Origin of the sequence: Derxia lacustris (assembly GCF_002105195.1) — a bacterium.
In the GTDB taxonomy this organism is placed as follows: domain Bacteria; phylum Pseudomonadota; class Gammaproteobacteria; order Burkholderiales; family Burkholderiaceae_E; genus Derxia; species Derxia lacustris.
In genome coordinates this window covers 168977-193005 of sequence record NZ_MUHU01000010.1, presented here as the reverse complement: position 1 = coordinate 193005, position 24029 = coordinate 168977, and the positions used below count along the sequence as shown (strand labels likewise).

The following is a 24029-nucleotide window of genomic DNA, read 5'->3' as shown; positions in this document are numbered from 1 at the left end:
TAAGCTCGGCGTTTTGCAAATCTCGCCGAGGAAGCGCGCATGACCACCATCTCGATCAATCGCAAGCACACGCTCGGACTGGAGCGCGCCAAGGCGGCGTCCCAACGCGTGGTCGACAAGCTGAGCGAGAAATTCGGGCTGGAGAGCCACTGGGAGGGCAATGCGCTGAAGTTTGCGCGGCCCGGCGTGGAGGGGCGGCTCGACGTGAGCGAAACCCAGGTGGACGTGAAGATCGAACTGGGCCTGATGCTGGCCGCCTTTGCTGCGCCGATCGAGCAGCAGCTGGCTGCGTCGATCGACAAGGCGATTGCGGCGGGCGGCTGAGCGCCCGCGCGCAGCTCAACGCTGGCTGAGCGCCAGCTTGAGCAGATCGGCGACATTGGCGACGCCGAGCTTTTCCATCACGTTGGCGCGGTGCGCCTCGACGGTCTTGATGCTGATCGACAGGTCATCGGCGATTTGCTTGTTGAGCCGACCCGCCACGATGCAATCGAGCACCTGACGTTCGCGCAGCGTGAGGCGCGCGAGCTTTTCCTCGGCGGCGCGCTTGCGCAGGTTGTCGGCGGCGGTGGTCTGGGCCTGGGCCAGCATGCGTTCGACGATGGCGCGCAGCTCGGATTCGTTGAACGGCTTTTCGACGAAATCGACCGCGCCCTTCTTCATGGTGGAAACCGCCATCGGCACATCGCCGTGGCCGGTGATGAAGATGATCGGCAGGAAGAAGCGCGCGCCATTGCCCATCTGGTTCAGGCGCTCTTGCAGCTCAAGACCGCTCATGCCGGCCATGCGCACGTCGAGCAGCAGCACGCCGATCTTCAGCGGTTCGTAGCTTTCGAGGAAGGCTTCGGCCGAGTCGAAGGCCTGCACGCGGTAGGTGTTGGCTTCGAGCAGCCAGGCGAGCGAGTCGCGCACGGCCTCGTCGTCATCGACGATGAAGACGGTGGGCGGCTGGGTGGTGGTGGCCGGCGCGTTGGAAGAGCGGAGGGGGGTGGCAAGCATGAACATCTCCTGGTGTGGCTTCAGGATGGGGTCACCGTGGTGGTGACTTCGGGGTTGCCGGTGCCGGCGGACGATTCACCTGCCTCGTGGAACGGCAAACGTAGGTGAAAGGTGCAACCGTTCGGTGCGCCGTTCAATGGGGGATTGTTCTCGGCCCAGAGCCGGCCCTGGTGGAATTCAACGATGGAGCGGCAGATGTTGAGCCCCATGCCCATGCCTTCGCTCTTGGTTGTGTAGAAGGGCTCGAACAATTGCGCGGCGGCTTCGGCCGGGATGCCATGGCCGCGATCCATCACGTCGATGGCGAGGCCCGACACGCCGTTGGCGTCGGTGTACACATGCGCCCCGACGGTCAGACGGCGCTCGCGCGCGTCGGCCATCGCCTCGATGCCATTGCGCATCAGGTTGACCAGCACCTGCTCGATGAGGATCGGGTCGACCGCGATGGCCGGCAGATCGGCGTCGAGATCGGTCTCGATCACGGCCTGACGCTTGACCGCGTCGAACTCCACCAGGCCGATGGCGTCGTCGAGGATGGCCTGCACCGATGCCTTCTTGCGGTTGGGCTCGCGGCGTTTCACGAACTCGCGGATGCGCCGGATGATCGCGCCGGCCCGTTGCGCCTGCGACGCGGTCTTCTCCAGCGGCGGCAGCAGCTCGCCGGCGCGGCTTTCCGGGTCGCGCGCCATGATCGACTTGACCCGCGCGACCGTGCCCATCGAGTAGTTGGCGATGGCGGTGAGCGGCTGGTTCAGCTCGTGCGCCAGGCTCGACGCCATCTCGCCCATGGTGATGAGCCGCGAGGTCCAGGCTTCGCGCGCGTGCTGCTGGCGTTGCAGGTTCTCGCTCATGACGCGACTGGTGATGTCGGTGGCGATCTGCACTTCCACGCGGCGGCCGTCGACCCATTCGATCTGGCGCCGGCGCACCTCGAACCAGCGGTCGATGTCGGCGCAATGCACTTCGTGCGCGGCACCGGGCGTGGCGGCATCGGGCGGCGCGGCACCGGCCAGCTTGGCGTGGCCGTCGGGATCGTTGCCGAACAGCTGGCGGAAGTAGCGGTTGGCGAACAGCAGTTCGGCCTCGCCGAGCGACGGATCGGCCGGCGGCGCCACGACCGACACCGCCGCGTCCAGCTCTTCGAGCACGGTGGTGAAGCGCTCATGCGCGGCGGCGAGGCTTTCGCGCACGCGCTTGGGCTCGGTGATGTCGGTCATCGACGTCATCCAGCCGAATTGCGCGCCGCGCTCGTCGATCAGCGGCGAGAGGTAGAGCCGGGCGGCGAAGCGGCTGCCGTCCTTGCGCTGCACCGTGGCCTCCAGCCCGAGGTTGTCGCGGTAGGCGCGGCTGCTCATCACGGCGGCGAACTCGTCCCACTTGCTGGCGATGTCCTCGGCGGTCCAGTAGGGGTAGGGCGGCACGGCGCCCAGCAACTCGTGCTCGGCAAAGCCGGTCATGCGGCAGAAGGCGGCGTTGACGTAGGTGATGCGGCCTTCCATGTCGATGGCGCGCATGCCGGTGAGCATCGAGTCTTCCATCGCGCGGCGAAAGCCGGCCTCGCGCTCCAGCTGCTGCTCGGCGGCGGCGCGTCGCAGCATGTGGCGCCACACGCTCGCCAGCGACCAGATGATGAACACCGACAGCCCGAGCACCAGCCACAGCAGCAGGTTGGTGCGGAAGTGCGGCCGCTGGGCATCGGCATGCGCCACCAGCCGCATGCCGTCACCGGGCGGATCGAGCAGCAGCGAGTACTCCAGGCCCAGCTCGTCGAACTGGTCGCCCTCGCCGGCGATCGCGCGTTCCTCGCGGTCGTGGATCTCGACCTTGTACTTGCTGCGCACTTCGGCGGGCACTGCATTGCTCAGCAGATTGGCCATCGAATAGGTGGCGATGACCATGCCCGAGAAGCGCGCGCCGATGTACACGGGCACCGCGACGTCGAACACCTTGCGGTCGGAGCGCGAATACACGCGGCTGTAGCGCGCCTGGCGCGCATCGCGGGCGCGGTTGTAGTTGAGCGTGGGTTCCGATTCGAGGATGGGCATGCCCGGCTGCCAGCCGCTGCCGCCCACTTCGGGCCGCACTTCGGCCCAGCGCAGATTGCGCTGCGCATCGACGGCGGCGACCGAATTCAGCTCGCCGTACTGCGCCACCAGTTCGCGGGCGCGGGTGCGAAAGCCGTTCTCGTCGATTTCCTCTGCCGCGAGGCTGCGCGCCAGCGACGACAGCGCGTCCTGCTGCGACAGCACGCGCAGCCGCACGGTCTGCGCGGCGGTTTCGGTATCGCGGAACAGCACTTCGCGTTCGAGCGACTGCTGCTGGCGATGCAGCCACCAGGCGCCGCTGCCCATCACGGCGATGAAGATCGCCATCGAGATCAGTGGCGTGAGCCAGTACCAGCGCGAAAGCGGTTCGCGCCGCACAGCCGGATCGCCCACCGGAGTGGCGCCACGGCTGGTTTGGGAGGAGGGAAAGGTGTTCATGAAACCTGCCGATTCGGGCCTGCGATTGTGGACGAATCGCTCGGGCCGAGGGATGCGTGAAAGCGCGATCTGAAATTCAAACGATTTATCACATAGAGAAATCACAACTCACGATTCGCAAAATAGAATTCGCTCGCCTTCGGAGGAGGAGGTGCCCCAGACAACTACCTAGGTGAAAGCAAAGCCGCTTCGCCGACGCTTGGGGCAGTTCCGCCACCGCGCACCTGAGAGGAGACATTCATGTCCGCTGTGCCCAATGCGCCGCTGTCCGCGGCCAACGATTCCCGCGATCCCGACGTCGTCGAGACCCGCGAATGGCTCGACGCGCTCGAGTCCGTCATCGAACGCGAGGGCGTCGATCGCGCCCACGACCTGCTCGAAAAGCTGGTCGATCTCACGCGCCGCAATGGCGCCTACGTTCCGTTCTCGGCCAACACGGCCTACGTGAACACCATCCCCGCCACCAAGGAACAGCCGTTCCCGGGCAACCTCGACTACGAGGAACGCCTGCGGTCGTGGATGCGCTGGAACGCCATGGCCACCGTGGTGCGCGCCAACAAGATCGAGACGCCCGACGGCGGTTCGCTGGGCGGCCACATCGCCTCGTTCGCCTCGCTGGCGACGATGATCGGCGTGGGCTTCAACCATTTCTGGAAGGGCCCCGAGCATCCGGACGGCGCCGACCTGCTCTACATCCAGGGCCATTCGGCGCCCGGCATCTATGCCCGCGCCTTCCTCGAAGGTCGGCTCACCGAGGACAACCTTTCCAACTTCCGCCAGGACGTTGACAAGAAGGGCATCACGTCCTACCCGCATCCCAAGCTGATGCCCGAGTTCTGGCAGTTCCCGACCGTGTCGATGGGTCTGGGGCCGCTGATGGCGATCTATCAGGCGCGCTTCCTCAAGTACCTGCATGCGCGCGGCATCGCCGACACCAGCAAGCGCAAGGTCTGGGCCTTCTGCGGCGACGGCGAGATGGACGAGCCGGAATCGCTCGGCGCGATCGGCATGGCCGCGCGCGAAAAGCTCGACAACCTGGTCTTCGTCATCAACTGCAACCTGCAACGCCTCGACGGGCCGGTGCGCGGCAACGGCAAGATCATCCAGGAGCTCGAAGCCGAGTTTCGTGGCGCCGGCTGGAACGTCATCAAGGTGATCTGGGGCTCGTACTGGGATCCGCTGCTCGCCAAGGACAAGAACGGCACGCTGCAGAAGGTGATGATGGACACCGTCGACGGTGAATATCAGAACTTCAAGGCCAACGACGGCGCCTATGTGCGCAAGAACTTCTTCGGCAAGTCGCCCGAGACGCTGGAGATGGTCGGCCACATGAGCGACGACGACATCTGGCGCCTGAACCGTGGCGGCCACGATCCCAACAAGGTCTACAACGCCTATCTGGCGGCCACGACCGACAACCACGGCAAGCCGACCGTCATCCTCGCCAAGACCGTCAAGGGCTTCGGCATGGGCAAGATCGGCGAAGGCAAGAACACGACCCACCAGCAGAAGAAGCTGGGCGCGGCGTCGGTGCGCGAATTCCGCGACCGCTTCGGCATTCCGGTGTCGGACGAGCAGCTCGACGATCTGCCGTTCTACCGTCCGAGCCAGGACACGCCGGAAATGAAGTACCTGCAGGAACGCCGCAAGGCGCTGGGCGGCTATCTGCCGTCGCGGCGCCCGAAGAGCAGCGAAAGCTTCAAGGCGCCCGAGCTGGAATTCTTCAAGAGCCTGCTGGAACCGACCGCCGAGGGCCGCGAAATCAGCACGACGCAAGCCTTCGTGCGCTTCCTGGTCCAGCTGATCCGCGACAAGGAACTTGGGCCCCGCGTGGTGCCCATCGTCCCCGACGAGGCGCGCACCTTCGGCATGGAAGGCATGTTCCGGCAGCTGGGCATCTTCAGCCAGCAAGGCCAGCTGTACGAACCGGTCGACAAGGACCAGGTGATGTACTACCGCGAGGACAAGGCCGGCCAGATTCTGGAAGAAGGCATCAACGAGGCCGGCGCGATGGCCGACTGGATCGCCGCCGCCACGTCGTACTCGACGAACGACCGCGTGATGCTGCCGTTCTACATCTACTACTCGATGTTCGGCTTCCAGCGCATCGGCGATCTGGCCTGGGCGGCCGGCGACATGCAGGCGCGCGGTTTCCTGCTCGGCGGCACTGCCGGCCGGACCACGCTGAACGGCGAAGGCCTGCAGCATGAGGACGGCCATTCGCACATCTTCAGCGCCACGATCCCCAACTGCGTGAGCTATGACCCGACCTTCGCTCACGAGCTGGCGGTGATCGTCCAGCACGGCGTGAAGCGCATGGTGGAAGACCAGGAAAACGTCTTCTACTACCTGACGGTGATGAACGAGAACTACGCCCATCCGGGCCTGAAGCCGGGCACGGAAGAGGGAATCATCAAGGGTCTGTACAAGCTGGTCGACGGCAAGGAAGGCGTGGACAAGCGCGTGCAACTGCTGGGCAGCGGCACGATCCTGCGCGAATCGCTCGCGGCCAAGGACCTGCTCGAAGCCGACTGGGGCGTGACCGCCGACGTGTGGAGCGTGACGAGCTACACCGAGCTGGCGCGCGAAGGCCAGGACGCCGAGCGCTGGAACCTGCTGCATCCGACCGAAGCCGCCCGCGTGCCCTATGTGGCGCAGCAGCTCGGCGCGAGCAGCGGCCCGATCATCTCCAGCACCGACTACATCAAGATGTTCTCGGAGCAGATCCGCGCCTTCATGCCCAAGGGCCGCAGCTACACGGTGCTGGGCACCGACGGCTTTGGCCGCAGCGACTTCCGGGCCCGCCTGCGCCACTTCTTCGAGGTGGACCGCTTCTTCATCACCATCGCGGCGCTCAAGTCGCTGGCCGATGAAGGAAGCATTCCCGCCAGCACCGTGGCCGAGGCGATCGCCAAGTACGGCATCGATCCGAGCAAGCCGAATCCGGTGACCCAATAAGAACGACGGAGTCCAAATTGAGTCTCGTAGAAGTGAAGATCCCCGACATCGGGGACTCGAAGGATGTCGAGGTCATCGAAGTCCTCGTGAAGGTGGGCGACAGCGTCAAGGTCGAGCAAAGCCTCATCACGCTGGAGTCGGACAAGGCATCGATGGAAGTGCCGTCGAGCACGGCCGGCGTGGTGCGGGAGCTGAAGCTCAAGCTCGGCGACCGCGTGAATACCGGCGATCTGGTGCTGCTGGTCGAGGTTGAAGGCGCGGCCGCCGCGCCGGCACCGGCCAGTGCACCGGTGGCCGAACTGGCGCCGGCGCCCGCCGCGCCCGAAGCCAGCGACGCACCGGTGCCGGTCGCGGCGCCCGGCGGCATCGTCGAGGTGCGCGTGCCCGACATCGGCGACTCCAAGGACGTGGAGCTGATCGAGGTGCTGGTGAAGGTCGGCGACACCGTCAAGGTCGAGCAGAGCCTCATCACGCTGGAATCGGACAAGGCGTCGATGGAAGTGCCGTCGAGCGTCGGCGGCGTGCTCAAGGAGCTGAAGGTCAAGCTCGGCGACAAGCTGAACAGCGGCGATCTGATCGGGCTGGTGGAAACTGCCGCCGGTGCCGCACCGGCCGTGGCTGCGCCGGCTCCGGCGGCTGCGGCGCCTGCCGCCGGCCCCGCGCCGACGGTCGTCACCACGCCGCCGCCGGCTGCCGCCGCGCGTCCGGCGCCGCCGACCGAACCGGTGCCCGAAGTGCCGCTCGGCCAGCGTCCGCATGCGTCGCCGTCGGTGCGCATGTTTGCGCGTGAACTGGGCGTCGATCTGACCGGCGTGACCGGCACCGGACCCAAGGGCCGCATCACCACGGCCGACGTGCAGGGCTATGTCAAGGGCGTGATCGCCGCAGCCAAGGCAGCTCCGGCGCCCGCGCCGGCCGCAGCCGGCAAGTCGCTCGGCGGCGGGCTCGATCTGCTGCCCTGGCCGAAGGTCGACTTCAGCAAGTTCGGCGAGACCAAGGTCGAACCGCTGTCGCGCATCAAGAAGCTCAGCGGCCAGAACCTGGCGCGCAACTGGGCCATGATTCCGCACGTCACGCAGTTCGACGAAGCCGACGTGACCGACCTCGAACAGTTCCGCAAGGACACCAACGAGGCGCTCGCCAAGCAGGGCGTGAAGGTGACGATGCTGGCCTTCGTGATGAAGGCGGCGGTGGCGGCGCTCAAGAAGTTCCCGGCCTTCAACAGCTCGCTCGACGAGACCGGCGCGAACCTCATCCTCAAGCAGTACTTCCACCTGGGCTTTGCAGCCGACACGCCCAACGGGCTGGTGGTGCCGGTGCTGCGCGACTGCGACAAGAAGGGCGTCGCCCAGCTCGCGAAGGAAACGTCGGAGCTCGCCGCCAAGGCGCGCGACGGCAAGCTGTCGGGCGCCGACATGTCGGGTGCGAGCTTCACCATCTCGTCGCTCGGCGGCGTGGGTGGCACGGCCTTCACGCCGATCATCAACGCGCCCGAGGTGGCGATCCTCGGTCTGAGCAAGACCGAGATCAAGCCGAAGTGGGACGGCAAGGCCTTCCAGCCCAAGCTGATCCTGCCGCTCTCGCTGAGCTACGACCATCGCGTGATCGATGGTGCGCAGGCGGCGCGCTTCACGACCTATCTGTCGGAAACGCTGGCCGACCTGCGGCGCGTGCTGCTCTGACGCGCAACCGCTTGCAGCTCGGCGTTTGCCCCAAGGCGGGTCGGCGCGGGGCTGCAAGCGGCGTATCAGGCGTTTTCGCGGGTTTGTCGGGCTGAAGCCGGCGCGCAAGGTGAATTTGCATTCACCCCAAGCCGAGGACAGCCATGCACGACGATTCCCGCCCCCTTCCGGCGCGGCTTGCGCCCGCCGGTCCGAATCCGGGCCGCCGCTCGCCGCTTGCGCGCGTCGGCCGTGCGCTGGCCTTGCTGGCCGCGCTCGTCACGATCCTGCTCATCGCCCTCGTCGTGTTCGTCTCGACCGTCAATCTCAACCGCTTCAGGCCCTGGATCAATGACCGGGTCTCGACCGCGCTCGACCGGCGCTTCGAGATCGCCGGCGATCTGGCGCTGGACTGGCGGCGCGGCGACGACGGCGAAGGCTTCTGGGCGCGCGCGATTCCGCATCCGGAACTGCATGCGGGCGATCTGCGCCTTGCCAATGCCGACTGGGCCATTGCTGAAGGCCGACCCGAGCGGATGGTGGAGGTGAAGCAGCTGCGCGTCGATCTCGCGCCGCTGGCGCTGCTGGAGCACACCGTGCGGTTGCGGTCGGTGGTGGTGCGCGAGCCGTCGGTCGATCTGCGCCGCGAGGCCGAACGCAACAACTGGACGTTCAGGAAGAGCGAGGACGACGTGTCGTCCGCCTGGAAGGTGGAAGTGCGCTCGCTCGAAATCGACCAGGGGCATTTCGTGTATTCGGACGCGCCGCAGCAGCTCGATTTGGCGCTCGACTGGCGCACCGTCGAGCCGCCGCGCGACGGCCGCTACGGGCTTGCGTTCACGCTCGGCGGCAGATACCGCAAGGCGCCGGTCAAGGGCGAGGGCGAACTGGGCCGCGTGCTCAGGCTCGGTCAGGCCGACATGCGCTTTCCGGCGCGCGCCGCCGCGAGCGTGGGCCGCACCCAGGCCGAGGCGGAAGGCTTCATCGAGAACCCGCTCGCGCTGTCCGGCATCGATCTCAAGCTCAAGGTCGAGGCCGAATCGATGGCCGATCTCTACGACATCACCGGCATCGTGCTGCCTGCGACGCGGCGCTTTCGCACCGAGGGCCGGCTGGTCGGCAGCCTGGCGCCCGATGCGGCGACCTGGCGCTACGAGGATTTCACCGGGCAGGTCGGCGCGAGCGACATCGCCGGCCGGCTGAGCTATGCATCGAAGCAGCCGCGCCCGCGCTTCGACGGCGAATTCCGCTCCAGGCAGCTGCGGCTGGCCGATCTCGGTCCGCTGATCGGCGTGACGCCCGATGCGGCGCCGGCCAAGCCCAGATCCGGCACCGCCAGGTCAGGCAAGGTGCTGCCGCAGAACAGGTTCGACACCGCGCGCTGGAAGACGATGGACGCCGACGTGAAGTTCACCGGCGAGCGGGTGCTCAACGACGCCTCGATTCCGCTTGCCGACCTGACGTTTCATGCGGTGCTCGACAACGGCCGGCTCAGCCTCGATCCGCTCGACTTCGGTCTGGCCGGCGGGCGCGTGCAGGCCAGCGCCACGCTCGACAGCGCCCAGGCGCCGCTCGACGTGGCGCTCGAACTGCGCGCCAGCCGGCTGCAGCTGGCGCGGCTGTTTCCCGAGCTGGAACTGCTGCGCAAGAGCGTCGGCGAGGTGAATGGCGCGGCCGCGGTCAAGACGCGCGGCGACTCCATCGCCGCGATGCTCGCGGGCGGCAATGGCGAGCTCAAGTTCGTCACCCGCGATGGCGTGCTGAGCAAGCAGCTGCTGGAGCTGGCCGGCCTGAACGTGGGCAGCTATGTGGTCGGCAAGCTGTTTGGCGACAAGACCGTGGCGTTGCATTGCGCGCTGATCGACATGGCGCTCGACCACGGCGTGGCGCGCATGCGGCGTGGCGAGTTTTCCACCGAGCCGGCGCGCATCGACATCACCGGCCAGGCCGATTTCCGCGACGAAACGCTGGCCCTGCGCGTCAAGCCCGACGCGACCGGATTGCGCATCGTGTCGCTGCGCACGCCGATCGACATCGCCGGCACTTTCGCCGATCCCGACGTGTCGCTCGACAAGCTGCCGCTGCTGCTGCGGGCCGGCGGCGCGCTGGCGCTGGGATTGATCGCCGCGCCGGCGGCCATCGTTCCGCTGATCGTGCCCGGCCTCGAACACCAGCCTGAAGTCGCTTGCGCGCAGCTGCTCGCAAGCGGCCGCCGGCCGGCGCAGGCACCCGGCGGCGGCAAGGCCGCCGTGCCGCGCCAGAACCTGCATTGAAATTTCATCTTTACCCGTTCGTTCGCAAGAACAGACCACAGCGGACCACGAGCCCGCTCACTCAATAAGCCAGGAGATGCGATGAGCCAGAACATCGAAGTGACAGTCCCCGACATCGGCGATTTCGACGCGGTCGAAGTCATCGAAGTGCTCGTCAAGCCCGGCGACACGATCGCGAAGGAGCAGAGCCTCATCACGCTCGAATCGGACAAGGCTTCGATGGAAGTGCCGTCGGATTCGGCCGGCGTGGTGAAGGAGATCAAGGTCAAGGTCGGCGACAAGGTGAGCAAGGGCACGGTGATCCTGATCGCCGAGGCGGCGGCCGGTGCCGCTGCGCCTGCGTCTGCGCCGGCCGCCGCTGCACCCGCGCCGGCTGCCGCCGCGCCGGCTCCGGCACCGGTGAGCGCACCGGCCGCCGCGCCGGTGCCCGCGCCCGTCGCCGCCTCGGCCTATGCCGGCAAGGTCGACCACACTTGCCAGATGCTGGTGCTCGGCGCCGGCCCCGGCGGCTATTCGGCCGCCTTCCGCTCGGCCGATCTGGGCCTGGACACGATCATCGTCGAGCGCTACGCGACGCTTGGCGGCGTGTGCCTGAACGTCGGCTGCATCCCGTCGAAGGCGCTGCTGCATGTGGCGGCGGTCATCGACGAGGCCTCGCATTTCAGCGCGCTCGGCGTCGACTTTGCGCCGCCCGCGATCGACATCGACAAGCTGCGCGCGCACAAGGAAAAGGTGGTCGGCAAGCTCACCGGCGGTCTGGCCGGCATGGCCAAGGCGCGCAAGGTGCGCACGGTGCGCGGCCTGGGCCGCTTCATCGACGAGCATCATCTTGAGGTGTCGCTGACCGCCGGCACCGGCCAGGACTTGTCGGGCGAGAAGCAGGTCATCAAGTTCGACAAGGCCATCATCGCGGCCGGCTCGCAGCCGGTGAAGCTGCCCTTCGTGCCCGAGGATCCGCGCATCGTCGACAGCACCGGCGCGCTCGAACTGCGCTCGGTGCCGAAGAAGATGCTGGTCATCGGCGGCGGCATCATCGGGCTGGAAATGGCCACGGTGTACTCCACCCTCGGCGCGCGCATCGACGTGGTCGAGATGCTCGACGGCCTGATGGCCGGCCCCGACCGCGATCTGGTCAACGTCTGGCAGAAGTACAACGCCAAGCGCTTCGACAAGATCATGCTCAAGACGCGCACGGTCGGCGTCGAAGCCAGGCCCGAAGGCATCGCCGTCACGTTCGAGGGCGAGCAGGCGCCGGCCGAGCCCCAGCTCTACGACCTGGTGCTGGTGGCCGTGGGCCGCAGCCCCAACGGCAAGAAGATCGGCGCCGAGAACGCCGGCGTGGCGGTGACCGATCGCGGCTTCATCCCGGTCGACAAGCAGCTGCGCACCAATGTGCCGCACATCTTCGCCATCGGCGATCTGGTCGGCCAGCCGATGCTGGCGCACAAGGCGGTGCATGAGGCGCATGTGGCTGCCGAGGCGGCCGCCGGCCAGAAGAGCTTCTTCGACGCGCGCGTGATTCCGGGCGTGGCCTATACCGATCCGGAAGTGGCCTGGGTCGGCACCACCGAGGAAGAAGCGAAGAAGGCCGGCATCAAGGTCAAGGTCGGCAAGTTCCCGTGGGCGGCGTCGGGTCGCGCCATCGCCAACACGCGCGATGAAGGCTTCACCAAGCTCATCTTCGACGAGGAATCGCATCGCATCATTGGCGGCGCCATCGTCGGCACGCATGCGGGCGACTTCATCGGCGAGGTGGCGCTGGCCATCGAGATGGGCGCCGACGTGGTGGACATCGCCAAGACCATCCATCCGCATCCGACGCTCGGCGAGTCGATCGGCATGGCGGCCGAGGTGGCCGAAGGCGTCTGCACCGACCTGCCGCCGATGCGCAAGAAGTAAGGCGGCGCGGACCGGCTCGACGGGCCGGTCCGCGTTCTGGCAGTCAGCGACTGGCAGGCTTCTTGCGCAGTGCGTCATGTGCCCGCTGATACACTGGCCCGGCACACTAGCTACGGTCGGGACCATGACTCAGGACGAACTCAAGCAAGCCGTCGCGCAGGCCGCGATCGACTCCATCAAGCCCTATCTGGGCACCGGCGCCGTGCTCGGCATCGGCACCGGCTCCACGGCCGATCTCTTCATCGATGCGCTCGCGCCGTTTGCGCGCGAGATCGCCGGCACCGTGGCCAGCAGCGAACGCAGCGCCATTCGGCTCAAGAAGCACGGCATCGAGGTGCTCGATCTCAACAGCGTGCGCGACATCCCGGTGTACGTGGACGGCGCCGACGAGATCGACGCCGGCATGCACATGATCAAGGGCGGCGGCGGCGCCCAGACGCGCGAGAAGATCGTCGCGGCGGTGGCCGACAAGTTCGTCTGCATCGCCGACGAATCCAAGCTCGTCGACAAGCTCGGCAAGTTTCCGCTGCCGGTCGAGGTGATTCCGCTGGCACGCAGTTACGTCGCGCGCGAGCTGATGAAGCTGGCCAAGGAGCATCCTCTCGTCGAGGTGAACTGGCGGCTCAAGCCCGACGGCAGCGCCTTCCTCACCGACAACGGCTGCGTCATCCTCGACGTGAAGGGGCTGAGCATCGCCGACCCGGTCGAACTCGAAGGACGTCTCAACCAGATTCCCGGCATCGTCACCCACGGCATCTTTGCGCGCCGTCCGGCCGATGTGCTGTTGCTGGGCACGACCAAGGGCGTTCGCACGCTCGTGGCCGCCGTGCCTGCGAAATGACATCCGAGCGTCATACGCCACCGATAGCTTCCGAAGCTCCACGCCCCACCAGAGTGTCCAGATGAGCGATCACACCTCCAAGCAATACGACAGCGAACTCGAAGCGGTCCGCAACAAGGTTCTGCAGATGGGCGGGCTCGTCGAGCAGCAGATCAGCAAGGCGGTCGAGGCGCTCGACAGCGGCGATCTCGCGCTGGTGAACTCGGTGGTTTCGGGCGACCAGCAGGTCAACCGGCTCGAAATCGAGATCGACGAGGCTTGCACGCAGATGATTGCGCGGCGCCAGCCGGCGGCCGGCGACCTGCGGGTAATCCACACCATCATCAAGATGATTACCGACCTCGAACGGGTCGGCGACGAGGCGGTGAAGATCTCGCGCATGGCCCAGGCCATCACCGAGGCCAATCGGGTCCATCTGCCGCGCGTGGAACTCAAGCATCTGGAAAACACCGCGATCGGCATGCTGCGCCGTGCGCTCGATGCCTATGCGCGGCTGGATGTGGCCGGGGCCACGGCCGTGGTGCTGGAAGACGAAGCGGTCGATGTCGAGTACGCCTCGATCATCCGCCAGCTCATCACGCACATGATGGAAGACCCGCGCACCATCTCGCGTGCCATCGAGCTGCTGTTCATCGCCAAGGCGCTCGAACGCATCGGCGACCATTCCAAGAACATGTGCGAATACGTGATCTACATGGTCAAGGGCCGCGATGTGCGGCATCTGGCGATCGAGGAGTTCGAGCAGAGCGTCGTGCGCGACTGATCGCTCCCTGGGGCGGCCGAGCTGGCCGCTCCCGCAAATGCAAACGGCGGAACGCATCGACTGCGTTCCGCCGTTTGCATTTGCAGCTGCCGGCGTTGCCGCTGGCAGCTTCCGTCGCTCAGGCAGCGGTCGGCGGCACGTAGCCCTGGGCCGCGTCGGCACCGTCGCCGAAGAAATGGTTCTCCATCTGCTTGGCCAGGTATTGGCGCGCGCGGGGGTCGGCCAGGCTCAGGCGGTTCTCGTTGACCAGCATGGTCTGGTGCTTGAGCCAGCCCTGCCAGGCTTCCTTGCTGACCTGTTCATAGATGCGCTTGCCGAGTTCGCCGGGGTAGGGGGCGAAGTCGAGACCTTCGGCTTCCTTGTCGAGTTTGATGCAATGGATGGTGCGCGGCATGGCGGGCCTCGTGTGAGTGCTGCTCGGTTGTCGGCGGGCGTCGCTTCAGCTGGGTTAGACTCGAAACCCGCCCGTTCGGAGGTAATGTGAACAGCATTGTAATTCCAATGCAGCGCAGCATCCTGAAGGCGACCGAGCGCGAACAAGAACGCATCGGTCAGGAATTGCATGATGGGCTCGGTCAGCATCTGACCGGCATTGCATTTCTGGCCAAGGCCCTTGCGCGCAAGCTCGCCGACAAGGGTGCCGCAGAAGCCAGCGATGCTGAAAAGCTGGTTCAACTCATCAATCGTTCCGTCTCCATGACGCGAAATCTGGCGCATGGATTGCGTCCGGTGGGCGACGAGGACAACGCCTTGATGTCGGCCTTGCGCCAGATGGCGATCGATGTGGCCGATCTATTCAAGATCGAATGCCGCTTCATCAATGACGAACCGGTCCACATCGTCAGTCAGTATGTTTCGCATCATCTGTTCCGGATTGCGCAGGAAGCGGTGAATAACGCCATCAAGCATGGCCATCCCAACCGCATCGATATCGAGCTCGAACTCAAGCCGCGACGCGGCGGAAAGCATTCGAACATTGTTCTTACCATTTCCAACGACGGTGCGCTGTTTGCAAGCGACGTCGACAACAATTCTGGAATGGGATTGGCAGGAATGCGTTATCGGGCCCAGCTTATCGGCGCTAAGATTGCGTTTCGCAAGCTGCAAAGACCGGTAGGGGTTTCGGTGACGGTAGACGAGCGCAAGGCTCAGACGCTCGAGGAACCGCCCGGAGACGGAGAATTGGAATGATCAACGAACAGCCTGGCAATGAAACGGCTGGCGCCAACGGCGCAATCGAACCGCAGGCACCTGCACGAATCGTCATCGTCGACGACCACACCATCGTGCGCCATGGCATTGCCGAACTGCTCCATCGCGAACCCGATTTGCGGGTGGTTGCCGAAGCTGGCGATGCTGAAGAAGCGATCAATGTCATCAGCAATACCGAACTTGATCTGGCAATCGTCGATATTTCGATGCCGGGCATGAGCGGTATCGATCTGGTGAAGCGGCTGGTGGAAATTCGCCCCGAATTGCCCATCATCATGATGAGCATGCACGACGAGTCGCTCTACAGCGATCGGGCCTATCGCGCCGGGGCCAAGGGCTATGTGATGAAGCAGGAAGCCTCGGATCGGCTGCTGCTGGCAATTCGCAAGGTGTTGAAGGGCGGCGTTTACGTCAGCGATCGCATGCAGACGATCATGCTGCAGCGCTACCTGAATGCCGGCGATTCGGTGAGTTTCATCGACAATCTCACCGACCGCGAATTCGAGATTCTGCGGCTGATCGGTCAGGGGCTTTCGGTTCAGGACATCGCCGAGAAACTCGGGCGCAGCGCCAAGACCATCGAGGCGCATCGTGCCAACTTGCGTGAAAAGCTTGGCATTCGCAAGGCGGCTGAACTGACGCGTTTTGCCACTCAGTGGGTCGAGCGCGGCAACTGATCCGGCGCAGTGCTTTACGACTGCCGGATTGCTTTGCAACAAAAAAACCCGCAAATCGCGGGTTTTTTTGTTTTGGCGATGCCAGGCGAATTGCCGGTACTCCCTGGCGCGGTGCCGGTACTCGCGCGCCGCGCCCGGGCTAGAGCTGCTTGATGTAGACCTGACTGTTGCGCGAGCGGTCGATGGCGCGCTGCTTTTCGGGCGGCAGCGAATCGAGGCTGCCCTGCACGAATCCGCGCTTGAGAAACCAGTGCGCAGTGCGGGTGGTGAGCACGAAGATGCGGTTGAGGCCTTCTTCGCGGGCGCGCTGCTCGATGTGCTTGAGCAGCCGTTCGCCGTCACCCATGCCTTGCGCGTCGGGCAGCACGGTGAGGCAGGCCATCTCGCCCATGCGCTGGTCGGGATAGGCATGCAAGGCGGCGCAGCCAAAGATGCGCCGGTCGTGCTCGATGATCGAGAAGGCGGAGATGTCGCGCTCGATCACGCCACGGCCGCGCGGTACGAGCGTGCCGTCGGCTTCGAGCGGCTCGATCAGCGTGAGGATGGCGCCGACGTCGTCGGGCCCGGCTTCGCGCAGAAATTCCAGGTCGTCGCGGCTCACCATCGTGCCGACGCCGTCGTGGGTGAAGACTTCGAGCAGTGCCGCGCCGTCGATGCTGAACGGGATCATGTGGGCGCGCGGCACGTCGGCCTCGCAGGCGCGCAGGCAGCTTTGCAGATAGACGGCGGTGTCGGCTTCGAGCCGGCCGGTGGCCAGCAGCGACTTGACCGAGCGCTCGGAAATCTCGCGGATGAGCTCGCCGAGTTCGTTGACCACGCCGGGGATTTCGGTGAGGAAGATGAGCTTCTCGGCGCGCAGGGCGATGGCGATGCTGGTCGCCACGTCTTCCATCGACAGGTTGAAGGCCTCGCCGGTGGGCGAGAAACCGAGCGGCGACAGCAGCACGACGGCGCGCGAATTGAGCGCGAGCTGGATCTGGTCGATGGCGATCTTGCGCACCACGCCGGTGTGCTCGTAATCGACGCCGTCGACCACGCCGACCGGCTTGGCGGTCACGAAGTTGCCCGACATCACGCGGATGTCGGCATTGGCCATCGGCGTGTTGGCTAGGCCCTGCGAGAACGCGGCCTCGATGTCGAGCCGGATTTCTCCCGAGGCTTCCTTGGCGCATTCGAGCGTGGCGTCGTCGGTGATGCGGCGGCCGGCGTGGAAGCGGCTTTCGGCGTTGCGCAGCCGCAGCTGTTCCTCGATCTGCGGTCGGCAGCCGTGCACGACCACCACGCGAATGCCGAGCGCGCGCAGCAGCGCCACGTCCTGCACGGTTTGCGTGAGCTTGCCGGCCTGCACCATCTCGCCGGGGAAGGCGATGACGAAGACCTTGCGCTTGAACGCGTGGATGTAGGGCGCGACGGCGCGGAACCAGTCGACGAACTGGGCGCGGCTGGCGGCGTCGTCGGGTGCGGCGGGAGAGGCTGGGGAATAGGGCACGGTGGCGGGGGCAGGCGCGAGGGTGGCAGCAGGTGGCTCGGACACGATGGAAGGTCAGTCTGGGTCAGGGGAAAAAGGGACGAAATTCTATAATCCGCGCGATGCAAGAACCCCGCGTCCGGGCCGAACGGCGCCCGCCAGCCAACCCCGTCCCTCCCATCACCTTTCCCGAAGAGCTGCCGGTCAGCGCCCGGCGTGACGAGATCACGCGCGCGCTGCGCGAGCATCAGGTCGTCGTCGTCAGCGGCGAGACTGGTTCGGGCAAGACCACCCAGTTGCCCAAGATCTGTCTCGCGCTCGGACGCGGGCTGGGCGCGGGCGGCACCGGCCTCATCGGCCACACCCAGCCGCGCCGGCTCGCGGCCACGTCGGTCGCCAAGCGCATCGCGGTCGAGATCGGCTCGCCGGTGGGCGAGCACGTGGGCTACAAGATCCGCTTCAACGACAAGCTGTCGCCGGGCGCCTCGGTCAAGCTGATGACCGACGGCGTGCTGCTGGCCGAGACCCAGAGCGATCCGCTGCTGCGCGCCTACGACACGATCATCATCGACGAGGCGCACGAGCGGTCGCTCAACATCGACTTCCTGCTCGGCTATCTGCGCCAGATCCTGCCGCGCCGGCCCGACCTGAAGATCGTCGTCACGTCGGCGACCATCGACGCGGCGCGCTTTGCCGAGCATTTCGCCTCGGCCAAGGGGCCGGCGCCGGTCATCGAGGTCAGCGGTCGGATGTATCCGGTCGAGGTGCGCTACCGGCCCTACGGCGACCCGCGCATGGACGAATCGCGCCAGCGCCCGGCCACCGACCCGGCCGGCGCCCGCGCCGACGCAGTCCGCGCGCGCGACCGCGAGGAGCGCGACCTCAACGACGCCATCCTCGACGCGGTCGACGAACTGTCGAGCGAAGGGCGCGGCGACATCCTCGTGTTCCTGCCCGGCGAGCGCGAAATCCGCGAGGCCGCCGAGGCGCTGCGCAAGCAGCATCACACGCGCGGCGGCGTCCATCCCGAGGTGATCCCGCTGTTCGCGCGGCTGTCGGCCGAGGAGCAGGACCGCGTGTTCCGGCCCACGGGCAACAACCGCCGCATCGTGCTGGCGACCAATGTGGCCGAGACCTCGCTGACCGTGCCGGGCATCCGCTACGTCATCGATACCGGGACGGCGCGCGTCAAGCGCTACAGCTATCGGCAGAAGGTCGAGCAGTTGCAGGTCGAGCCGATCAGTCAGGCCTCGGCCAATCAGCGCGCGGGGCGTTGCGGGCGGGTTGCGGCGGGCATCTGCATCCGGCTCTACGACGAGGCCGATTTCAACAACCGCTCGCGCTTCACCGATCCGGAAATCCTGCGCTCGTCGCTGGCGGCGGTGATCCTGCGGATGAAGTCGCTGCGGCTGGTCGACATCGAGCAGTTCCCGTTCGTGGAGGCGCCGAGCGGGCGCGCGGTGGCCGACGGCTATGCGCTGCTGCAGGAGCTGGGCGCGCTCGACGAGCGCAACGAGCTGACGGCCATCGGCCGCGAGCTGGCGCGGCTGCCGCTCGATCCGCGCATCGGCCGCATGCTGATTGCCGCGCGCGACAGCGGCTGCCTGGCCGACGTGACGGTGATCGCCGCCGCGCTGTCCACGCAAGACCCGCGCGAGCGCCCGCCGATGGGCGCCGGCGCCGCCGTGGAGCAGGCCGCCGACATCGCCAACAAGCGCTTTGCGGATGAGCGCAGCGAGTTTCTCGCCATCCTCAAGCGCTGGGCCTTCCACGAGCACGCGCTCCAGCACAAGAAGAGCAACGCCAGGCTGCGCGACGAGCTGAAGGCCAACTTCCTGAACCCGCTGCGCATGCGCGAATGGCGCGATGTGCACGGCCAGCTGCATTCGACGATGGCGGAGCTGGGCTGGGATTTCGGCTCTGCGCCCGCTGCCGCCCCGGCAGCCGAAACGCCCGCTCCGGCCGGCGACACCACGGCCCGGCGCGGCTGCCCACAAGCTCCCAGCGCAGAGCCCGATCACCTCGATGCCGCCTTCAAGCGCATCGAAGCGCTGTCCAAGGACGCGGTCGCCTACGAGCGGCTGCATTCCGCCATCCTCGCGGGCCTGCTCGGCAACATCGGCTGCAAGACCGACGACGACGGCAAGCAGCAGCGCGACGCCTTCTACACCGGCGCGCGCGGCATCCGCTTCCTCATCTGGCCGGGCTCGACGATGGCCAAGAAGGCCGGCCGCTGGCTGATGGCCGCCGAGCTGGTCGAGACATCGCGGCTGTTCGCGCGCACCGTCGCCAGGATCGAGCCTGAATGGCTCGAAAAACTCGCGCCGCATCTGCTGGTGCGCAACCACAGCGATCCGCACTGGGAAAAGCGCAGCGGCCGCGTCAGCGCCTTCGAGCGCGCCACGCTTTACGGCCTGACGATCTATCACGGCCGCCGCGTGCCCTTCGCCAAGCTCGATGCCACCCAGGCGCGCGACATCTTCATCCGCAATGCGCTGGTCGAAGGCGACTACGAGCCGCGCGACCGGGGCGCGGCCGCGATGCTGGAGCACAACCTCAAGCTGGTGCGCGAGATCGAGCAGCTCGAACACAAGTCGCGCCGGCTCGACGTGCTGGTGGACGAGACGCTGATCCACGCCTTCTACGACGCGCTGCTGCCGCCCGAGGCGGTCGGCGCGGTCGAGTTCGAAGGCTGGTACCGCGACACCGCGCGCCAGCAACCCAGGCTGCTGTTCCTGAGCCGCGACGATGTGATGCGCCACGAGGCGGCCGGCATCACGACCGACCAGTTCCCGAAGAAGACCAACTTCGGCGGCGTGGAAATGGCGCTCGACTACCACTTCGAGCCGGGCAGTCCGCGCGACGGCGTGACGCTGAGCGTGCCGCTCTATGCGCTCAACCTCGTGAGCGAGGCGCGCTGCGACTGGCTGGTGCCGGGCATGGTCAAGGAGAAGGCGCAGCTGCTCATCAAGAGCCTGCCGCAGAAGCTGCGCCGCCATTGCGTGCCGCTGCCCGAGTACGCCGAAGGCTTTGTCGCGCGCCATCCGGCGGCCGGCGACGGCGATCTGGTGCTGGCGCTGATCGCCGATCTGCGCGCCCAGCGCCAGCTCAATGTGCTGGTGTCCGATTTCAAGCGCGAGACGCTGCCGGCGCATCTGGCGATGAACTTCCGCGTGGTGGATGAGCACGGCCGGCAGCTCGGCATCGGGCGCTCGCTCGGCGCGCTGCGGGCCGAGCTTGGCCGCAATGCGCGCGCCGAATTCCAGAAGCTGGCGGCGGCGGTGGCGATGCCGGGGCTGATCGGCGACGGCGTGGCACCGGCCGAGGCGGCCGGTCCGGGCGCGCCGGCTGCGACCGCGCCAGCGCGCGCCGGACTGGCCGGTTTGCAAGGGCTTGCAGGCGCGCTGCGGGCGGGCGGCGGCAACGGTGGCAAGGCGGGGGCGACCCAGCCGCCAGGCCATGCCGGCGCGCCAAACGCCGCCGGCAAGGGCGCCCCCGCCGGCAAGCCGCAATCCGGCCCGGCCCGGCTCGACGGCGACGCCCAGTTCACCGACTGGACCTTCGGCGAGCTGCCCGAGCTGGTCGAGATCCAGCGCAAGGGCGGCCAGGTGCTCATCGGCTATCCGGCGCTGGTCGATGCCGACACGCATTGCCGGCTCGAAGTCTTCGACGAGCCGGACGAGGCGGCGCGCGCACACCGGCGCGGGCTCAAGCGGCTGGTCGCGCTGCAACTCAAGGAGCCGCTCAAGTACCTCGACAAGAACATCCCCGGCCTGTCGCAGATGGCGGTGCAGTTCATGTCGCTCGGCAGTCAGGCCGAGCTCAAGCAGCAGATCCTCGATCTGGCGCTGGAGCGCGCCTGCCTTGCCGATCCGCTGCCGGCCACCGCCGAGCAGTTCCGCGCCCGGGTGCAGGACGGACGGGGCCGCCTGAGCCTGCTGGCGCAGGAGATCGCCCGGCTCGCCGCCGGCATCCTGGCCGAGTACGCGGCGGCGCTGAAGAAGCTGCCGCAGGTGAAGGCGTTTGCGCCCACGCATGCCGACATCGCCGGCCAGCTCGGCGCGCTGATGACGCCCGACTTTCTCGCGCGCCATCCCTATGCCCAGCTCGCGCACTTTCCGCGCTATCTCAAGGGCATCGGTGCGCGCATCGACAAGCAGCGCGCCGATCCGGCCCGCGACAGCGCGCGGCTGGCCGAGCTGCAACCGCTGCTCACCCATCTGCAACGCAAGCTGGCCGCGCGCAAGGGCGTGGCCGATGCCCGGCTCGACGAGTTCCGCTGGCTGCTGGAGGAGCTGCGCATCAGCCTGTTTGCCCAGGAGCTGCGCACGCCCATGCCGGTGAGCGTCAAGCGCCTGCAGAAGGTGTGGGAAGCGCTGCGCGACTGAGCGCGGCTGCCGCAGCAATGTTGCTGCCTTGCGGCAATTTCATTTCCGGTCTTGTCAGGCTTGGCAGCTTGAACAACAATGAGAACCATTCTCAAAGTGGATTGATTCCTGTCAAGGACCAATCCCGCCAGCCAGCCAGGCAGGTCAGCAGCGCCCAGCGCATCGACTGACTCCCCAGCCAGAGCCTCAACCTCCTCGGGGAAGTCATGTCCGTCTACACATCGCATCCGCTTGCGGCCGCCATCGCGGTCGCCGTCTCGCTTCCGGCCGCGCTGCCGGCCGCCGCCCAGACCGCGCCCGCCGCCCAGCCGGTGCTGCCCGAAGTGCGCGTGGGCGCCACCCGCGACAGCGATTACGCGACCGGCATCAGCTCGGTCGGCGGCAAGCTGCCCGAGGCCCTGCGCGATATTCCGCAGACGGTCAACGTGGTGAATCGCGCGGTGCTCGAAGCCCAGGGCGCGACTTCGCTGACCGATGCGCTGCTCAATGTGCCGGGCATCACCATCGGCGCCGGCGAGGGCGGCCAGATCGGCAACAACATCAATCTGCGCGGCTTTTCGGCGCGTACCGACATCTATCTGGACGGCATGCGCGATCGCGGCCAGTACTCGCGCGACACCTTCTTTCTGGAGGCGGTCGAGGTGCTCAAGGGCCCGGCGTCGATGCTGTTCGGTCGCGGCTCGACCGGCGGCGTCATCAACCAGTCGAGCAAGCGCGCCACGCTGCGGCCGGTGGACGAGGTGACCGCCACCGTCGGCACCGACAGCTATTACCGCGTGACCGCCGACGTCGGCAGCAAGCTGTCCGACACCGCCGCGCTGCGCCTGAACGCCTTCGGCCAGGACATCAAGTCCACCCGCGACGTGGTGCAGAACAAGGATTACGGCGCGGCGCCGTCGCTGCGCCTGGGCATCGGCACGCCGACCGAGATCACCGTGTCGGGCCTGTTCCAGCACAACAGCGATGTGCCCGACTACGGCTTTCCGCTGGTGGGCACCGGCGTGGGCACGGTCGCGCATCCGGTCAAGGCGCCGGCCAACCGGTTTTATGGCTATGCCGACGACTACTTCAAGCAGGACGTGCAGGTGGTGGGTCTCACCGTCGAGCACAAGCTCACGCCGACCACCCGGCTGCGCAACCAGACCCAGTTCAGCAACTACCGCATCGATGCCTCGCCGACACCGCTCGGCACGGTAAGCGTGGCGCCGGGCGCGCCGGCCGGCACCACCGTCAACTGGTACACGCCGCTGCAATACCTGCAAGCCCAGCGCCAGGACCGCAACCGCACGGTCGACGACCGCTCGCTGTTCAACCAGACCGAAGTCATCACCGAATTCGCCACCGGCGCCATCGGCCACAAGCTCACGGCCGGCGCCGAGGTCGGCACCGACAGCTATCGCTTCAAGCGCACCGGCTGGACGCCGACCAATGTGAATGTGAACCTGGGCGATCCGGCGACGGTGGATCGGGCCGGCAGCACTTTCCTGTCGAGCACCACCAACACCGATGCCAGCACCGTGGCCTTCTTCGCCAACGACGAGGTTGCGCTCACCAAGCAGTGGAAGCTCGTCGCGGGCCTGCGCTACGACCGCTATCACAGCGAGCAGACCGGCTACGACTATGTGGCCAAGGCGCCGGCCAATCTGCCGGGCCGTACCGACGCCAAGCTCAGCCCGCGTCTGGGCGTGCTGTATCAGCCCGACGAGGTGGCGAGCTATTACGCGTCCTTCGGCACTTCGTTCAATCCGTCGGCCGAGACCGTGACCGTGACCGCCGCCAATGTGAACGTGGCGCCGGAAAAGAACCGCTCCTTCGAGACCGGCGGCAAATGGGATCTGGACGGCGGCGCGCTGTCGCTCGCGGCCTCGGTGTTCCGCATCGAGAAGACCGATGCACGCACCACCGATCCGGTGACCGGCCTGGTCGACCTGACCGGCAAGGTGCGGGTGCAGGGCTTTGAAGTGAGCGCCGCCGGCAAGCTGACCGACACGGTGCAGCTGCTGGCCGGCTACACCCTGCTCGACAGCGAAATCCTGTCGAGCAAGGTGATCGGCACCGGCAACAACGCCGGCCTGTCCGAAAAAGGCCATGCCTATCCCAACACGCCGCGCCACAACGCCACGCTGTGGGCCACCTGGAAGCCGCTCGGCGAGGTCGAGCTGGGCGCCGGCAGCACGCTGTCGTCGAAGCGCACGCTGAACAACTTCGAGACCGCCGAGATCGCCGGCTATGCGCGCTTCGATGCGACGGCGGCCTGGATCCAGCGCAAATACACGCTGCGGCTCAACCTGCGCAATCTGACCGACGCCTACTACTTCGAGGGCGCCTCGGGCGGCCGGGCCACGCCGACGCGCGGCCGCACCGCGCTGCTGTCGCTGGCCTACCGGTTCTGATGGCCGGCGCCTAG

16 protein-coding genes are annotated in these 24029 nt (G+C 66.9%); 12 read left to right on the top strand and 4 right to left on the bottom strand.

Annotated elements, in window-relative coordinates; genetic code table 11:
* Positions 1-39: 39 nt before the first annotated feature.
* Complete coding sequence (locus B9P64_RS10935; RefSeq protein ID WP_085316265.1) at positions 40-324, top strand: polyhydroxyalkanoic acid system family protein; 285 nt, start codon at positions 40-42, stop codon at positions 322-324.
* 15 nt (positions 325-339) lie between these two features.
* On the opposite strand, the gene B9P64_RS10930 is transcribed toward B9P64_RS10935, so the two are convergent.
* Together B9P64_RS10930 and B9P64_RS10925 are read right to left on the bottom strand one after the other, a co-directional pair.
* Positions 340-999: a response regulator transcription factor gene (locus B9P64_RS10930; protein ID WP_085316365.1), complete on the bottom strand. Its 660-nt coding sequence runs from the start codon at positions 997-999 to the stop codon at positions 340-342.
* A 20-nt stretch (positions 1000-1019) separates the two neighbouring features.
* Positions 1020-3371, bottom strand: a complete 2352-nt coding sequence (locus B9P64_RS10925; RefSeq protein ID WP_176256801.1) for a PAS domain-containing sensor histidine kinase — start codon at positions 3369-3371, stop codon at positions 1020-1022.
* On the opposite strand from B9P64_RS10925, the gene B9P64_RS25680 reads away from it, so the two are divergent.
* From B9P64_RS25680 to phoU, 7 genes are all read left to right on the top strand, one after another.
* Positions 3358-3555, top strand: a complete 198-nt coding sequence (locus B9P64_RS25680; protein ID WP_176256800.1) for a hypothetical protein — start codon at positions 3358-3360, stop codon at positions 3553-3555. The two genes, B9P64_RS10925 and B9P64_RS25680, sit on opposite strands and share 14 nt — an antisense overlap.
* A 167-nt stretch (positions 3556-3722) precedes the next feature.
* Complete coding sequence (aceE, locus tag B9P64_RS10920; protein ID WP_085316263.1) at positions 3723-6440, top strand: pyruvate dehydrogenase (acetyl-transferring), homodimeric type; 2718 nt, start codon at positions 3723-3725, stop codon at positions 6438-6440.
* A gap of 17 nt (positions 6441-6457) precedes the next feature.
* Positions 6458-8122, top strand: coding sequence for a dihydrolipoyllysine-residue acetyltransferase (gene aceF / locus B9P64_RS10915; RefSeq protein ID WP_085316262.1), 1665 nt, complete (start codon positions 6458-6460; stop codon positions 8120-8122).
* Positions 8123-8265: 143 nt separating this feature from the next.
* Positions 8266-10374, top strand: a complete 2109-nt coding sequence (locus B9P64_RS10910) for an AsmA family protein (RefSeq protein WP_085316261.1) — start codon at positions 8266-8268, stop codon at positions 10372-10374.
* Positions 10375-10455: 81 nt separating this feature from the next.
* Positions 10456-12273: a dihydrolipoyl dehydrogenase gene (gene lpdA, locus B9P64_RS10905; RefSeq protein WP_085316260.1), complete on the top strand. Its 1818-nt coding sequence runs from the start codon at positions 10456-10458 to the stop codon at positions 12271-12273.
* Between the two features lie 124 nt (positions 12274-12397).
* Positions 12398-13114 carry a ribose-5-phosphate isomerase RpiA gene (gene rpiA, locus B9P64_RS10900; RefSeq protein ID WP_085316259.1) on the top strand — a complete coding sequence of 239 codons (717 nt, stop codon included), beginning with the start codon at positions 12398-12400 and terminating at the stop codon, positions 13112-13114.
* A 61-nt stretch (positions 13115-13175) separates the two neighbouring features.
* Entirely contained in the window at positions 13176-13877 is a 702-nt protein-coding gene (gene phoU, locus B9P64_RS10895; RefSeq protein WP_085316258.1) for a phosphate signaling complex protein PhoU, read from the top strand.
* Positions 13878-13995: 118 nt separating this feature from the next.
* On the opposite strand, the gene B9P64_RS10890 is transcribed toward phoU, so the two are convergent.
* Positions 13996-14271, bottom strand: a complete 276-nt coding sequence (locus B9P64_RS10890; RefSeq protein ID WP_085316257.1) for an oxidative damage protection protein — start codon at positions 14269-14271, stop codon at positions 13996-13998.
* Between the two features lie 107 nt (positions 14272-14378).
* Here B9P64_RS10890 and B9P64_RS10885 point away from each other — a divergent pair, with 107 nt between their 5' ends.
* On the top strand, positions 14379-15068 hold the full coding sequence (locus B9P64_RS10885) for a sensor histidine kinase (protein WP_085316256.1): 690 nt from the start codon (positions 14379-14381) through the stop codon (positions 15066-15068).
* The gene (locus B9P64_RS10880; protein ID WP_085316255.1) at positions 15065-15766 is read left to right on the top strand and encodes a response regulator transcription factor; all 702 of its coding nucleotides are present in this window, start codon (positions 15065-15067) and stop codon (positions 15764-15766) included. The genes B9P64_RS10885 and B9P64_RS10880 overlap by 4 nt, the downstream gene beginning before the upstream one ends.
* A 139-nt stretch (positions 15767-15905) precedes the next feature.
* Here B9P64_RS10880 and argA read toward each other — a convergent pair whose 3' ends face one another.
* Entirely contained in the window at positions 15906-17255 is a 1350-nt protein-coding gene (gene argA, locus B9P64_RS10875) for an amino-acid N-acetyltransferase (RefSeq protein WP_176256799.1), read from the bottom strand.
* A 101-nt stretch (positions 17256-17356) separates the two neighbouring features.
* Here argA and hrpA point away from each other — a divergent pair, with 101 nt between their 5' ends.
* Positions 17357-21622 (top strand): ATP-dependent RNA helicase HrpA, encoded by a 4266-nt coding sequence (gene hrpA, locus B9P64_RS28020; RefSeq protein WP_085316253.1) that lies wholly within the window; start codon positions 17357-17359, stop codon positions 21620-21622.
* 206 nt (positions 21623-21828) lie between these two features.
* Positions 21829-24015 (top strand): TonB-dependent receptor, encoded by a 2187-nt coding sequence (locus B9P64_RS10865; protein ID WP_085316252.1) that lies wholly within the window; start codon positions 21829-21831, stop codon positions 24013-24015.
* The last annotated feature ends 14 nt before the right edge of the window (positions 24016-24029 follow it).